Below are 14,973 nucleotides of genomic sequence, written 5' to 3' on the forward strand. Positions count from 1 at the left end.
CCTATATCCTGTCCCATGAAACGCACGATACAGGGCGTGGCGCTGGCCGTCGCGGCGACGATGGCGGTGCCGGCAGCGGCACAGGACAATGGGGAAGACAACGGCCGCTCGCTGATGGAGCGCGGGGCCGAGATGTTCCTTGACGGGCTGATGCAGGAGATGGAGCCGACGCTGGAGGACCTGCGCGGCATGGCCGAGAAGGCCGGTCCGGCATTCCGCGACTTCATGCGTGAAATGGGCCCGGCGCTGGCCGAGATCCTCGGCGACATAGAGGATCTGAGCAACTATCATCCGCCCGAGATGCTGCCCAACGGCGACATCATCATCCGGCGCAAGACGCCGCTGGACCCCGCGCCCGAGCCGGACGAGGAAATCGAGATCTGACAGCTTGGCTCAGCGGCGCGGCGCGCGGATGGCCGGCTCGGCGCGGAGCGTGTCGCAAAGCGACCGGAAGCGTGCCTCGGCGACTTCTCCGAAAAGCGGGGCGGCCTCCGCCGAAAGCCGCAATTCGAGGCGTTTCTTCTTGGGAAACCAGCACAATTCGCCCAACTTGGCGTCGCGCTCCAGCCAGAGCATGGCGGCAAAGCGCATCGCCTTGCCAAGCACCTCGGCCAGCTGTTCGTCCTCGGGCGTGACCAGCGAACTGAGATCCGCAAAGCGCGTGCCCTCGCGGTTGTTGGAATATCTGTGCATGAGCGCGAGGCCAAGGAACACACGCTCGGAATGTTTCAGTCCACCGAGATTGGCGCGCGTGGCGTTGTCGAAACAGTCCTCCGCCCGGTAGTCGGGGTGGGCGCGCCAGCTGACATCGTGCAGCAGGCAGGCGGCCTTGATGATGCGGCGGCGCTCTGGTCCGACGGCGCGGAAAATGGGCGCGATGAATTCGTACACCACCTTGCCGAAACCGGGCACGCGCGCGTCGCGGTACTCGGCGAAGGCGCAGGATTCCAGGAGCGGGTCGCGCTCGCGCAGGTGCGGCGGCATCTGCTCGTAGAGCAATCCCTCTCGGATGCCGTAGCTGGAAATCGCGATGTCGCGGGGTTTGAAGGTCTTGACCAGTTCGCGCAGTACCTCGGCCGCGACGGGCACCAGCGCGATCCGGCTGGAGGAGACGCCCGAAACCTCGCGCAGCGTGCCCTGGTCGTGCGCCTCGATGAATTTCACCGTCTCGCGCACCGACTTGGGCGTCATCCGGTATTCATGCAGCACATGCAACGGATAGCCCCGCCGCGCCATGTCGATCTTGGCGATGGCCCGCCAAGACCCGCCGACGAGAAAGAGGCGGTTCTTCTGTTCACCCATCTCGGCCTGCATGGACTGCAGGCGGTCGCGGATCAGCGCCTTTCGGGCCTTCTTGCCGCCCCTCATCTCGCGCAGCTTGAGCGGTCCGAGCGAGGATGTCACGCGCCGCCCGACCTCGCCGCCGTTGATCTCGGCCAGCTCCATCGACGAGCCGCCGATATCGCAAACGAGGCCGTACGAGCCGGGCCAGCCCAGCAGGACCCCCTGCGCCGAGAGGCGTGCCTCCTCCTGGCCGTCGATCACCCAGATCCTGATGCCGGTCTCGCGCTCGACCTCCTCGCAGAAGGCCGGGCCGTCCTCTGCGTCACGGACCGCGGCGGTGGCCACCGCCGTCAGCGGCCCGGTATCCATCGCGTCGCCAAGGTGGCGGAACCGGCGCATCGCGGCCAGCGCGCGCTGGCGGCCCTCGGGGTTGAGACGCCCCGTCTGCGACATGCCCGCGCCGAGGGCGCACATGATCTTTTCGTTGAAGAAGTATGCGGGGCTGCGGGCGGCGCCGTCGAACACCACCAGACGCACCGAGTTGGAGCCGATATCCACCACGCCGACCCGGTTGAGCCCGCGCGCCGACGCCTCGTCGAAAAGCGGGCGGCCGAACGGGCCCCAATCGGCGTCCGCGGCTTCGCTGTTGCCGTCCATCGAGCCCCCCAGAGGATCGTCTGTCCCCACGGTTATGCGCCAGCACCGCGGGGGCGTCAATCTGCCAACGGATCAAAGGGCTGGCTTGCGCTTGAGCGCGCGCACGTGGATCGAGATGGTGAATGGCACGATAACGGCGGCGAAAAATCTGCGCGATCTCCGCGGATGTGGCGGCGATGCCGCCCACTCCGAAAATGCCGGCGCTGGTGTCCGCGACAAGGAATGGCAGGGCGCGCGGACAGGAAGCGGCATGCCCCGATGCCGGCGAAGTCCCGCGGCCCTACTCCGCCGCGTGGGTCAGTTTGGGCACGTCCGCCGCGCCGGCCGTGCCGCGGCCCGACAGCGAGGGGTTTTCCATGAAGAAGCGGTGGCAGTTGAAGGCGAACTCGCCCTCGGGCCATTCGGCGCGGCGGAACTTGCCATCCGGCCCCATGACCCAGCTTTGCGCGACATCGGCCATGTTGGCGGCCATGATCTGCTCGGTGATCTGCGCCTTGACCGTTTCGTTGCGGATCTCGACCAGCGTCTCGACCCGGCGGTTGAGGTTACGCCCCATCCAGTCGGCCGAGCTGATGAAAACGCGCGCAACCCGGGAGGGCAGGCCCGCCCCGTTGCCGAAGCAGACGATGCGGGAGTGTTCGAGAAAGCGCCCGACAATGGATTTCACCCGGATGTTCTCGGACAGCCCCTTGACACCCGGGCGCAGGCCGCAGATGCCGCGCACCACGAGGCTGATCTGCACGCCGGCCGCGCTGGCGCGGTAAAGCGCGTCGATGACCTCGGGTTCGATCAGCGAGTTCATCTTGGCCCACATGACGGCGGGCCGGCCGGCGCGGGCGTGGGCGATCTCGGCTTCGATATGTTCCAGCAGCGTGGATTTGAGCGTGTGGGGCGATATGGCGAGGTTTTCCAGCGAGTCGGGCCGGGCGTAGCCGGACAGGTAGTTGAAGACCTTTGTGGCATCGCGCCCGAGCGCGGGATCACAGGTGAAAAAACTCAGGTCGGTGTAGATCTTGGCGGTAATCGGGTGATAGTTGCCGGTGCCGTAATGGGTGTAGGTCACCAGCCCGTCGCCCTCGCGCCGGACGACGGTGGAGATCTTGGCGTGGGTCTTCCAGTCGATGAAGCCATAGACGACATGCGCGCCTGAGCGTTCCAGCCGGCGCGACTGGCGGATATTGGCGGCCTCGTCGAAACGTGCCTTGAGCTCGACCAGCGCCATCACGGATTTGCCGTCCTCGGCCGCCTCGCACAGGGCTTCGACGATGGGCGATTTCTCGGAGGTGCGGTAAAGCGTCTGCTTGATGGCCACCACGTCGGGGTCCCGCGCGGCCTGGTTGAGGAAGCGCACCACCATGTCGAACGTCTCGTAGGGGTGGTGCAGCAGCATGTCCTTTTGCCGGATGGCGGCGAACATGTCGCCGTCATGGTCCTGCACCCGTTCCGGCACGCGCGGGGTAAAGGCCGGCCAGAGCAAATCGTGCCGCTCGTCGAGGACGAGTTCCTTGAGGTCGGCCACGCCGATCATGCCATCGATCTCGACGACTTCCTCGGGGCCGACATGCAGCTCGCGCATGATGGTGTCGCGCAGCGCGGCGGGCGCGCCGGCCGAGATCTTCATGCGCACGACCTCGCCCCGGCGGCGGCGCTTGAGCGCGACCTCGAACTCGCGCACGAGGTCCTCGGCCTCTTCCTCGACTTCGAGATCGCTGTCGCGCAGCACGCGGAATGTACAGTAATCCTGGCAGCGGTAGCCGGGGAAAAGGCTGTCGAGATGCAGCAGCAGGAGTTCCTCGAGCGGGAGGGCGCGATGCGTTCCCTCGGGCGCGGGCAGCGTGATGAAACGGTCTACCTGTTGCGGGATCGGCAACAGCGCCTGCAGCGCGCGGCCGTCGGACTTGCGTTCAAGCTGGAGGGCCAGCGAGAAGCCGAGATTGGGGATGAACGGGAAGGGGTGCGCCGGGTCGATTGCCAGCGGCGAAAGCACCGGGAAGACCTGGTCGAGAAAGGCCTGCGCAAGGTAGGCGCGGTCGTCCTCGGACAGGGCGTCACGCGTCAGGATCGAGATGTTCTCCGCCTCCATCTCGCGGCGCAGCTCGGCAAGTATTTTCTGCTGGCTTTTCAGCAGGCGGCGCGCGTCCTCGTCGATTAGCACGAGCTGCTCGGCGGGGGTCAGGCCGTCGGCGCCACGGGTCGTGCGGCCCTCGCGGGCCAGCTCGCGCAGGCCGGCGACGCGCACGTTGTAGAACTCGTCGAGGTTGGTGGCCGATATCGACAGGAACCGCAGCCGCTCCAGCAGCGGGACGCGGGGGTTCTCCGCCTCTTCAAGCACACGCCAGTTGAAGCCGAGCCAGCTGAGTTCACGGTTGAAGAAACGCCCCGTGCCCTCGATGTCGAGATCGGGCATCTCGACCGGGTCGGGCATGGGGGAATTCAGGAAATCGGCCGTTAACATGCTGCTCTTTTTCATTGGTCATTGTGAAAATCAGGTGACGGAGTGTGCCGTCACGGGGCCGTCTTGTCCAGCAACTCACGCGCGAGTGCCTGCGTGACGGGCCGGCGCGTGGCGAGCGCCGCGCGGTCCAGCCGGTCGACGATGTCGCGGGCGGCCCCGAACGAACGGTCCATGCGGCGGACGAGATAGGGGATGGTGGACGGCCTTGGCACGAGCTGGCGGTCGGAGAAAAGCTTCATCATCACGGCGGCGAGCAGCTGGTCATCCGGCGGGGCGATGCGCACGGCAGGGGTGCCCTGCATGCGGCTGGCCAGATCGGGCAGGGCGAGCGGCCAGCGGTTGGGCGGGGCGCTGGCGGTGAATAGCATGGCCTGCCCTTCCGCCAGCGCGAGGTTGTGCAGGTGGAAAAGCGCATCCTCGGCGGGCGCGTCGCCGGCGATTGTATCGCAGTCCTCGACCGCAACCGGCGCGCTGGCGAGACGGGGTATGTCGGCTGCTGCCACGTCACGGGCCGGGATGATCTCGGCGCCGCTGAGCGCCGCCCAGACATGGGCCAGATGGGTCTTGCCCGCGCCCGGGGGCCCGACGAGCACGAGCTTGCGCGCCGGCCAGCCCTGCCATTGCTCGATCATCGCCACGGCGTCGGCATTGGCCGGCGAGACGAAGAAATCCTCGCGCCCGAGCGCGGGACGCGCCGGGAGGTCGAAGCTCAGCTGCTGGGGCATCACTCTGTGTCTTTCTCAGAGATTCCGCGGTACAGGCGGCTGTCCTTGTACTGCGACACGGCAAAGCGTGTCAGCACGCCGATGGCGGCGGCGACGGGTACCGCGACGAGCATTCCCACGAATCCGAAAAGCGCGCCGAAGACCGACAGCGCGAAGATCAGCCAGACCGGGTGCAGCCCGACCGACCCGCCCACCAGCTTGGGGGTGAGAAAGTTGCCCTCAGCGACCTGGCCCAGAACGAATATGCCGGCGACAAGGCCGATGTTCAGCCACTCGCCCCAGAACTGGAACAACGCCAGCCCGATGGCCAGCGCCCCCCCGAAGAGGGCGCCGACATAGGGAATGAAGGTGATCAGGCCCGCCACTGCCCCGACGACCAGCCCGAACTGCAATCCAACCAGCATCAGCGCCACGGCGTAGTAGGTGCCAAGGATCAGGCAGACCGTGCCCATGCCGCGCACGAACCCGGCAAGCACGGTATCGATCTCGCGCGCGAGGTGGCGTATCACCGGCGCGTGGTCGCGCGGCAGAAGCGTGTCGATTTCGCCCACCATCCTGTCCCAGTCGTAGAGCAGGTAGAAGGCCACGACCGGCACCACCACCACGATGACCATGATGTTGATGACCGAGGCGGCCGAGTTCAGCACGCCCTGCAAGACCTGCCCGCCCTTGCTGCGGATCGTTTCCCCTAGCGATATCAGGGATTTGCGCAGGGTGGAATCCTCGTCGACGATCTGCGGGAAGCGCTCGGTCAGGAAGCCCTGCAGATCCTGGAAGAGCTGCGGCACGGTGTTGAACAGCGTGATCGTCTGGTTGATCAGCGTGGGGATGACGAGAAGGGCCATGATCACGAAGATCAGCACGGTCACGAGCGTGATCAGTGTCACCGCCACCGCCCGGGACGCCCCCATGCGTTGCAGCCGGTCCGCGACGGGGTCCAGGAAATAGGCAATCGCCCCGCCCATCACGAAGGGCAGGATCACGTCGCCGAGGAACCACATCGCCACGAGGAACACGGCGCACGCGATGCCCCAGTATTTCAGTTGTTTCTCGGCGGGCAATGCCATTCGGACGCCTTTGCTGTGTCGCCACCAACACATTGCCCATGCGCGGCCGGGTTGCAAGGCTTGGCCGCGCATGGCGGCGATGGTGTGTCGTTGGAAGTGTCAGTGAACGCGCACGCCCTGCCGGTCCAGCTCTGCCTGCACGGCGGCGATGTCGACCGCGTCGGGCGCGCGCCGGTCCCGCAGGGACAGGGCCGCCGCCACGCCGGCGCCCTGTCCGGCAACCGCGCAGCAGGCCATGTTGCGCGTGGCGGCGTGTGCGATCCGGTCGCCGCCGATGGCCCGCCCCGTGACGAGGAGGTTCTCGACGCCGCGGGGCAGCATGGCACGGTAGGGGATCTGCATGTAACGCCCGGTAGTGGGCAGGATCAGGACACCGTAGCCGTCGATGAACTCGGGGTAGATGCCGATCGTGTCCTCGAACCGGCCCTGATCGCGCGCGTCCTGTTCGGTCATGTTGTAGGCGGCGTCGATCTTGCGCGTGTCGCGGATACCTATGGTCATGCCGAAATTGCGCAGCCGCGCCGCGTCGCAGCCCGGCGTGTAGGCGCGCAGCGCGTCGATGGCCATCATGGCCTGCCTGCGCCCCTCGATCTCGAAGCGGGTGAGGCTGTCAGGGTCGGTGCCGTCGCAGCCGGCAAGATGAATGAGGTTCATGTAGGTCATCTCGCCCGAATCGTGGACGGCGCCCCACGTCCCCCCGATGGTGTTCAGATGCGCCGGGATGACCCCGTCGCGGATGGCCTGGGCGAACGGCTTGCCGAGGAACGGCGAGTAGAGCTCGTCCTCCTTGCCGTCGGTCTCGACCTGCCATTCGCCGGTGGACCAGTCGGCGTAGGTTTGCGGATCGTCCTTGACCCCGCGCAGGAACGCGGCCTTGTCCACGCCCGCGATGTGGAACATGACCGAGGCAGCCTGCATCTCCTCGACCGGCGTCTTTCGGCAGGGCGCCCCCATGGCGTGCGCCACGTCGGCATCTCCGGTCGCGTCGATCACGCGCTTGGCGAGGATGGCCTCGCGCCCGGCTTTCGATTCGACGATGACCCCGGCGATGGCGTCGCCGTTCCGTACCGGGGCAACGAACTGGCGGTGCAGCATCGGCTGAACGCCCGCCTCCTCCACCAGCCGGTCGGCGACGAGCTTGAATCCCTCGCTGTCCAGCTCGTAGCTGAGAGACTGGCTTTCCGGGACGGCCGCGCCCATGGCCTTGGCCCGGTCCTCGAACTCGCGCCCGATGCCGCCGGCCTCCACCGTGGCCTCGTGACGGTACCACGCGAAGCCCTCGACCCCCACGGCGGTGATGTTTCCGCCCATGCAGCCGAAGCGTTCCAGCAGCGTGACCTCGGCGCCCGCCCGCGCCGCCGCCAGCGCGGCCGACAATCCGCCGGGGCCGGACCCCACGACAAGAACATCGGTGCGGTGGATAACCGGGGTTTCGCGGGCCGGTTCGTGAATGGCGCCTGTCATCGCGTGGTCTCCCTGTGCCGTGGGTGGGGTGCGTGCGATGGGTGCTGGTTTTTGATCGGCGGGTCAATCAAGAAAACGCCGTGCGCCACGGCGTTCCCCATTGTCCGATTGCCTGCGCCGCGGCAATGGCTTAGACCGCCGGGGACGCACCCCTGATGACAAGAGCTGAAGAGAGCCCGAAATGCGCCTGTCCCGTTACTTTCTGCCCGTGCTCAAGGAAAACCCCGCCGAGGCGCAGGTCGCCAGCCACCGGCTGATGCTGCGGGCGGGGATGATCAAGCAGGCCGCCGCCGGCATCTACTCGTGGCTGCCTCTGGGCTTCAAGGTGATGCGCAAGATCGAGAATATCGTTCACGAGGAGCAGGCACGCGCCGGGCATATCGCGATCCAGATGCCCGTGCTGCAATCGGCCGATCTGTGGCGAGAGAGCGGGCGGTATGACGACTACGGCGAGGAAATGCTGCGCATGCAGGACCGGCACGGCCGGGACATGCTGTATACCCCGACGGCCGAGGAGCTGGTCACCGATATCTTCCGCGCCCATGTGGGCAGCTACCGTGATCTGCCGCTCACGCTCTACCAGATCCAGTGGAAGTTCCGCGACGAGGTCCGCCCCCGCTTCGGCGTGATGCGCGGGCGCGAATTCCTGATGAAGGACGGCTACAATTTCGACCTCACGCGGGAGGACGCGTTGCACGCCTACAACCGCCATCTCGTGAGTTACCTGCGCACCTACGAGCGGATGGGGCTGCAGGCGATCCCGATGCGCGCGGAAAGCGGACCCATCGGCGGCGACGACACGCACGAGTTCCTCGTGTTGGCCGAGACCGGCGAGTCCGAGGTGTTCTATGACAGCGAGATCACCGAGCTGAAGTTCGGCGACCGCGACATCGATTACGACAGCGTGGATCAGTGCCAGGCGGTTATGGAGGAATTCACCAGCCGCTACGCCCGCACCGATGACACCCACGACGAGGCGATATTCCAAGAGCGTGTTCCCCAGGAGCGGCGCCGGCACGGGCGCGGCATCGAGGTGGGCCAGATCTTCTATTTCGGCACCAAGTACTCCGAGCCGATGGGGGCGACCGTGCAGGACCGGGACGGCAACACGGTGCCCGTGCACATGGGCAGCCACGGCATCGGCGTCAGCCGGCTTGTCGGCGCGATCATCGAGGCCAGCCACGACGACAAGGGCATCGTCTGGCCCGAGGGGGTGACGCCGTTCCATGTGGGGATCGTGAACCTCAAGCAGGGCGACAGCGCCGCGGACGCGGCATGCGAGCAGATGTACAAGGCGATCGAGGATCTCGGGCTGGAGCCGCTTTACGACGATACAGACGAGCGCGCGGGCGGCAAGTTCGCCACGATGGATCTGATCGGCCTGCCTTGGCGGATCACGGTCGGTCCGCGGGGGCTGAAGAACGGGGTGGTGGAACTTACCAGCCGCCGGACCGGCGAGAGCGAAGAGCTCCCCCCGGAAAAGGCGGTGGAGAAGGTCGCGGCGATATACGCGCCGCATCATCCCCATGTGAAGAGGGTGGAACCCATGGCCAAGCGGGCGTTCCACACGTGGATGTAAGGTGCCCCGTGACCGCGCGCTCCGGACCTGACGTCGCCGTTCATATGGCCCCCTGACCCCGAGGTTTCCCGTGGCCGCCAGCCCCGCCCCCTTTGCACGCTTCGAATGGATGATCGCCTGGCGCTACCTGCGGGCCAAGCGGGCCGAGGGTGGCGTGTCCGTCATGACATGGATCAGCCTTGTCGGCATCACGCTGGCGGTGTTCGCGCTGATCGCCACGCTGTCGGTCAGGTCGGGCTTTCGGGCGGAATTCGTGGACACGATCCTTGGCGCCAACGCGCATGTCACCGTCTACAACGCGGGCAAGGCCGATCCGCAAAGCGGACGGATCGACCGTACCATAGAGGATTTCCGCGCGATGGCCGAGCGTGTGCGCGACGTGCCGGGGGTGACGCGGGTGGCGCCGCTCGTCAAGGGGCAGGTGATGGCCACGGCGCGCGACCGCAATACCGGGGTGGAGGTGTTCGGGATCGCGCCGGAAGACCTGCAAACCATTCCGCGGATCGCCGACCCCGAGACGGCGCGCGGTGACCTGGGCAGCTTCCCCCGCGGGATCGCTATCGGCGCGGGGGTTGCGCGAGAGTTGAACGTGGGCGTGGGCGACAGCCTCAAGCTGATCTCGCCCAACGGCGTCAAGACGGCGTTCGGCACCAGCCCGCGGGTCAACGCCTATGATGTCGTCTACATCTTCCGGGCGGGCCGCTATGACATCGACCGCGTGCGCGTCTACCTGCCCTTCGAGGAGGCGCAGAGCTTCTTCAACCGGGAGGGGCGCGCCGATGAGCTGGAGGTGATGGTCGACACGCCAGAGAAGGTCGAGGCGATGGCGCTCGACATCATGGCGGCGGCGGGCGCGCGGGCGCAGGTCTGGACATGGAAGGACGCCTCGGGCGGCTTCCTGCGGGCGCTGGAGGTCGAGGACAACGTGATGTTCGTGATCCTGTCGATCCTCGTGCTGATCGCGGCGATGAACATCACCAGCGGCCTGATCATGCTGGTCAAGAACAAGGGGCGCGACATTGGCATCCTGCGCACCATGGGGCTCACGGAGGGGGCGGTGCTGCGCGTCTTCTTCATCTGCGGGGCGTTCACGGGTCTGATCGGCACGGTTTGCGGGGTGGTGCTGGGGTGCCTGTTCGCCGTCTACATCGACCCGATATTTTCTTTCGTGAACGTCATGATGGGCGGGCAGGTCTGGGATCCGTCGATCCGCGGCATCTATCACCTGCCGGCGAAGCTGGAGCTTCGCGACGTGGGCGCGGCGGTGGCGCTGTCGCTCGGGCTGAGCTTTGTCGTCACCATCTTTCCTGCCCGTCGGGCGGCGCGGATGAACCCGGTGGAGGCGTTGCGCTATGAATGAAGCGATGCTGCACCTGTCGGGGATCGAGAAGGTCTACAACCGTGGCCAGAAGGGCGAAGTGCGCGTGCTGCGCGGTGCCGAGCTGTCGCTTGCGACGGGGGAAATGGTGGCGCTGGTGGCGCCTTCGGGCGCGGGCAAGTCAACGCTGCTGCACATCGCCGGTCTGCTGGATGTCCCCGATTCCGGCAAGGTCGAGATCGGCGGCGAGGACATGTCGGGCCTGTCCGACCGTCGCCGCACCATCGCCCGCCGGCGCGAGGTCGGCTTCGTCTACCAGTTTCATCACCTGCTGCCGGAATTCTCTGCCGAGGAGAATATCGTTCTGCCACAACTCGCCGACGGCGCAACACGGTCGGCGGCGGCAGCACGGGCCCGCGACCTGCTGGATCGCGTGGGCATTGCCGACCGGGCGGGCCACCGCCCGTCCGCGATGTCGGGGGGCGAGCAGCAGCGCGTGGCCTTCTGCCGCGCGCTGGCCAACCGGCCGCGGCTGTTGCTGGCCGACGAGCCCACCGGAAACCTCGATCCCGCCACATCGGACAAGGTTTTCGACACGCTGGTGGAGCTGGTCCGCGACACCGGGCTTGCGGCGCTCATCGCCACGCACAACCTCGACCTGGCGGCACGGATGGACCGGGTGGTCAAGCTGGATGCCGGACGGGTGGTCGCGGGCTGACCCCTCTGCTTGTGCCGCGGCTCGACTCGCGCCATGATCGGCAGCGGCATAACGAAGGTTGATCCAAATGTGCCCGATCCTTGGCCGCTCTCCGGGTGCGCCGCATGCGAAGATCCATGACTGGTGGCCGCCGCCGCGGCGGACCGCCCGCAATTCGCATGACTGACACACCCGAAGACCAAGGATTTTACCATGGATGTCCAAATACTTGCCGAGGCCGGCATGGTCGAGCTGTGCTGGCCCGACGGAACGCGCGGCCGGTTTCCGCATATCTGGCTGCGTGACAACGCCCCCGAGGGCTTTCACCCGGAAACGCGCGAGCGGGTTTTCGACCTGCTGGGCGTGCCGTCCGACATCGCACCCAAGAGTGCTTTTGTTGACGCCGGGGCGCTCTTGCTGGAATGGCCCGATGGCGCGCGCAGCCGTTTCGACCTCGACTGGCTCAAGGCGCATGTGCCCGGCCGCCCCGTGACCGATCCCGCGGACGTAGAGCCGGTGATCTGGCGGGCGGCGTCCGGGGCGGCGGCGATCCCGCGCGCCGAGGCGCAGGAATTGCTGGAGTCCGATGCCGCGCTTGCCGACTGGCTGAGGCGCACGCGCGCCCGCGGCCTGTCAATCGTGCAGGGGCTGGCCGACAGCACGGAGGCCGGCATGGACGTCGCGCGGCGCATCGGCTTCCTACGCGAGACGAACTTTGGACGGACCTTCCAGGTGAAATCCAAGAAGGCGCCGAACAACCTCGCCTACACCGCCGACGCGCTGCCGCTGCACACCGATCTGGCCAACCAGGAGCTGCCGCCGGGCTGGCAGTTCCTGCACTGTCTCGTCAACGCGGCCGAGGGCGGCGGATCGGTCTTTGCAGACGGCGTTGCCATGGCCGAGGATCTGCGTGTGGCCGACCCCGAGGCGTTCGAGCTGCTCAGCACCGTGTCGGTGCCGTTCCGGTTTCACGATGACAGCCACGACATTCGCCGCCGCCAGTACGTCATCACGTTGGACGACACCGGCGCGGTGAGCGAGATCTGCTACAACGCGCACCTCGCTGCGGTGTTCGACATGGACCCCGAGGTGCTGCAGGCGTATTACCGCGCCTACCGGGCCTTCATGGGGATGACGCGCGACCCGGCCTACCAGGTTACGCTGATGCTGAACGCGGGCGAAATGGCGGTTTTCGACAACCGGCGCGTTCTGCACGGACGGGCGGCGTTCGACCCGTCGACCGGCGCGCGCCACCTGCATGGCTGTTACGTCGATCGGGGCGAGTTCGACAGCCGGCTGCGGGTGCTTGCGCAGGCGGGCTGACCCGGTGCGCACGGCGTTGCGCGCATGCTGAAGCAAGGTTCAGAAGGTTTGAATTGACCTTGCGGACGCGGATGCCCAACCTGCCGAGACCCCGCCAAAAGGAGATCGGCATGGTCGCGGTACCGCTGGAAGAGATCGAACGCGTCACGGGCGCGGCATTGACGCGTCACGGCGCAGCACTCTGGGTGGCCGAGGAGGTCGCCCGCGCCGTGGCGCAGGCCGAAGGGTTGGGCAACCGCATCTGCGGTCTGTACTACCTCGAAAGCTATTGCCGGCAGTTGACCAACGGCCGGGTCAAGGGCGCGGTCGAGCCGCAGGTGAGCCGGCCGCGCCCCGGCGCCGTGGTGGTGGACGCGCAGTTCGGTTTCGCCCAGCCCGCCTTTGCCCGGGGCCTGCCGGACGCGGTGGCGGCGGCCCGGGAATGCGGGGTGGCGAGCCTTGCCATCGCGCATGCCCACACCTGCACCTCGCTTGGGTACTTCACCGACCGGATTGCCCGCGAGGGGCTGATCGCGCTTGGAATGACCAATGCCTCGCCCATCGTCGCCCCGCCGGGCGGAAAGACGCGGGTGATTGGCACCAACCCGATCTCGTTCGCGGTGCCCGACGGGGCAGGTGGCGTGGCCATGCTGTTCGATCAGTCCACCACGACGGTCGCCCTGGGCAAGATCACCATGGCCAAGGCGGCGGGCGATCCGATCCCCGAGGGCTGGGCGGTGGATGCCGAAGGTCGGCCAACCACCGACCCCGAGGCGGCGCTCGGCGGGTCACTTGTCAGTATGGGCGGCTACAAGGGATGGGGGTTCGGGCTGATGTGCGAACTGCTGGCCGCGGGCATGACCGGGAGCCGCGCAAGCGCCGACATCGAACCGCTCAAGGCCCCGGAAGGCGACCCGCACGACATCGGCGATTACTACCTGCTGATGGATCCCGGTGTCTCGGAGGGGGCGTTCCATGACCGGTTGGCGCGGGTGGCCGGCGCGGTGGCACGGGACGAGGGCGCGCGGATGCCGGGGCAGGGGCGCGCGCCGTCGAACCCCGCGGAACTGGATGATGCGGCGTGGGCGCAGGCGCGGGACCTGGCAGGCCTCTGACGCGCATCAGCGCAGTTGCCGGCGTGTACGCGGCCAGTTGCGCGCGGCCCGCTGGATGATCTCGCGGCTTTCGCTTGCGGTATAGCCCTCTATCAGGATGCGGCGACCGCGCCGTATGGCCAGATGGACGTCGTAGATTTCCGTTTCCGTAAGGTTGCGGAATGCCTCGACGCTGAAGCGGCGCGGAACGAGGTCGCTCGGGTCGGGCTCCTCGAGATCCTGTGCGGTCAGCGCGGTCGCCGGCAGCGTGGCCAGCATGACCCAGGCGATGAGCGCGCGGCGTGTCGGAACGGGTGTCATGATCGCAATCCTCCTTGCGCGTCATAATCTGGCGTTCGCGGGGACAAGTTTCAAACCCTTGCGTGTCAAGAAATGGTACGGGGGCCACGGGTTGCATGATCGAGATCAAGGTCCGGTCGGTCGGGCCTGCTTAGCTGGTACCGGACGGGATGGAGGACGGTATGAAGCTTGGCTGGGCCGCGGTCATTTTGACACCTATGCTCGTGGCGTGTGCCGTGAAGAGCCCGCCGGACGTGGCCCGTGGCAAGGTGCTCTACACCGAGAACTGCGCCGTCTGTCACGGCCTTGATGGCCGCGGCGGGGGTGTTCTCGCGGATCACCTGCCGATGCAGCCGGCGGACCTGACCGGTCTCGCGGGGCGTAATGATGGCGCGTTCCCGTGGAGCGATGTCATGGCCAAGGTGCACGGCTACGAGGGCCGGGCCGAGGTGATGCCCGAATTCGGGACGGTACTTGCAGGTCCGACCGTGATGTGGCGGGATGAGTACGGCACGCGGATCGAAACGCCCATCGGCCTTTTGTCGTTGGCGCATTACCTGGAGTCGATCCAGGAGTGAGGAGGAGGACAGACATGGTCAAGCAGCTGTGGACCGCGCTGGCGGCGCTTGTCGTGGCAGCGCCGGCTTTGGCCGACGCCGACATCCAGGCTGGGCGCGAGACGTACTGGCGCTACTGTTCCAGTTGCCACGGCGAGGACGCCGATGGCAACGGCCCCATGCGACCCGTGTTGATGGTGCCTCCCGAGGATCTGACCGTTCTGTCGGAGGAGAATGGGGGCGTGTTCCCGCTCAGGCGCGTGGTCGAAAGGATCGACGGCCGTGACCCGCTGGTGTCTCATGGCAGCGAGATGCCGGTCTACGGCGATTTCTTCCGCGAAGGCGGGCGCATCCGGCTGGAGACCAAGGATGGCGAGAAGATCCGCACCAGCGGCGTCGTGGCCGATCTGGTGGCCTATCTCGAAGCGATCCAGGGCAACTGAGGCGCGAATATTGATCCGGCGGGGGACGCCG

14 protein-coding genes are annotated in these 14,973 nt (G+C 67.0%); 8 read left to right on the top strand and 6 right to left on the bottom strand.

The features are described 5' to 3' along the window. Window positions 1–15 precede the first annotated feature (15 nt). Complete coding sequence (locus tag ACH13J_RS05720; RefSeq protein ID WP_397542352.1) at window positions 16–384, top strand: hypothetical protein; 369 nt, start codon at window positions 16–18, stop codon at window positions 382–384. A gap of 9 nt (window positions 385–393) precedes the next feature. Here the strand turns inward: ACH13J_RS05720 and ppx are convergent, their stop codons facing one another. The 5 genes from ppx to ACH13J_RS05745 all read right to left on the bottom strand — a co-directional run bounded on the left by ppx (window position 394) and on the right by ACH13J_RS05745 (window position 7,652). Next, complete coding sequence (gene ppx, locus ACH13J_RS05725) at window positions 394–1,941, bottom strand: exopolyphosphatase (protein ID WP_397542353.1); 1,548 nt, start codon at window positions 1,939–1,941, stop codon at window positions 394–396. Window positions 1,942–2,221: 280 nt separating this feature from the next. Then, window positions 2,222–4,396, bottom strand: a complete 2,175-nt coding sequence (locus tag ACH13J_RS05730; RefSeq protein ID WP_397542354.1) for an RNA degradosome polyphosphate kinase — start codon at window positions 4,394–4,396, stop codon at window positions 2,222–2,224. Between the two features lie 50 nt (window positions 4,397–4,446). Continuing rightward, a complete protein-coding gene (locus tag ACH13J_RS05735; RefSeq protein WP_397542355.1) occupies window positions 4,447–5,121 on the bottom strand; it encodes a chromosomal replication initiator DnaA in 675 nt (224 codons plus the stop codon). Beyond that, complete coding sequence (locus tag ACH13J_RS05740; protein ID WP_397542356.1) at window positions 5,121–6,188, bottom strand: AI-2E family transporter; 1,068 nt, start codon at window positions 6,186–6,188, stop codon at window positions 5,121–5,123. The genes ACH13J_RS05735 and ACH13J_RS05740 overlap by 1 nt, the downstream gene beginning before the upstream one ends. Window positions 6,189–6,287: 99 nt before the next feature. Then, complete coding sequence (locus tag ACH13J_RS05745) at window positions 6,288–7,652, bottom strand: FAD-dependent oxidoreductase (protein WP_397542357.1); 1,365 nt, start codon at window positions 7,650–7,652, stop codon at window positions 6,288–6,290. 181 nt (window positions 7,653–7,833) lie between these two features. Between ACH13J_RS05745 and proS the strand changes: the two genes are divergently transcribed. The 5 genes from proS to ACH13J_RS05770 all read left to right on the top strand — a co-directional run bounded on the left by proS (window position 7,834) and on the right by ACH13J_RS05770 (window position 13,663). Further along, a complete protein-coding gene (proS, locus tag ACH13J_RS05750; RefSeq protein ID WP_397542358.1) occupies window positions 7,834–9,231 on the top strand; it encodes a proline--tRNA ligase in 1,398 nt (465 codons plus the stop codon). 70 nt (window positions 9,232–9,301) lie between these two features. Then, the gene (locus tag ACH13J_RS05755; RefSeq protein ID WP_397542359.1) at window positions 9,302–10,591 is read left to right on the top strand and encodes a lipoprotein-releasing ABC transporter permease subunit; all 1,290 of its coding nucleotides are present in this window, start codon (window positions 9,302–9,304) and stop codon (window positions 10,589–10,591) included. Continuing rightward, window positions 10,584–11,267 (top strand): ATP-binding cassette domain-containing protein, encoded by a 684-nt coding sequence (locus tag ACH13J_RS05760; RefSeq protein ID WP_397542360.1) that lies wholly within the window; start codon window positions 10,584–10,586, stop codon window positions 11,265–11,267. The genes ACH13J_RS05755 and ACH13J_RS05760 overlap by 8 nt, the downstream gene beginning before the upstream one ends. Before the next feature lie 192 nt (window positions 11,268–11,459). Then, window positions 11,460–12,569, top strand: coding sequence for a TauD/TfdA family dioxygenase (locus ACH13J_RS05765; protein ID WP_397542361.1), 1,110 nt, complete (start codon window positions 11,460–11,462; stop codon window positions 12,567–12,569). Between the two features lie 110 nt (window positions 12,570–12,679). Next, window positions 12,680–13,663 (top strand): Ldh family oxidoreductase, encoded by a 984-nt coding sequence (locus ACH13J_RS05770; RefSeq protein ID WP_397542362.1) that lies wholly within the window; start codon window positions 12,680–12,682, stop codon window positions 13,661–13,663. Between the two features lie 6 nt (window positions 13,664–13,669). On the opposite strand, the gene ACH13J_RS05775 is transcribed toward ACH13J_RS05770, so the two are convergent. After that, entirely contained in the window at window positions 13,670–13,963 is a 294-nt protein-coding gene (locus ACH13J_RS05775) for a hypothetical protein (protein WP_397542363.1), read from the bottom strand. Between the two features lie 161 nt (window positions 13,964–14,124). Between ACH13J_RS05775 and ACH13J_RS05780 the strand changes: the two genes are divergently transcribed. Then, entirely contained in the window at window positions 14,125–14,520 is a 396-nt protein-coding gene (locus tag ACH13J_RS05780; RefSeq protein ID WP_397542364.1) for a c-type cytochrome, read from the top strand. A 14-nt stretch (window positions 14,521–14,534) separates the two neighbouring features. Further along, window positions 14,535–14,942: a c-type cytochrome gene (locus tag ACH13J_RS05785; protein ID WP_397542365.1), complete on the top strand. Its 408-nt coding sequence runs from the start codon at window positions 14,535–14,537 to the stop codon at window positions 14,940–14,942. Window positions 14,943–14,973 lie beyond the last annotated feature (31 nt).

The sequence above is a fragment of the Roseovarius salis genome (assembly GCF_044472985.1).
GTDB lineage: Bacteria > Pseudomonadota > Alphaproteobacteria > Rhodobacterales > Rhodobacteraceae > Roseovarius > Roseovarius salis.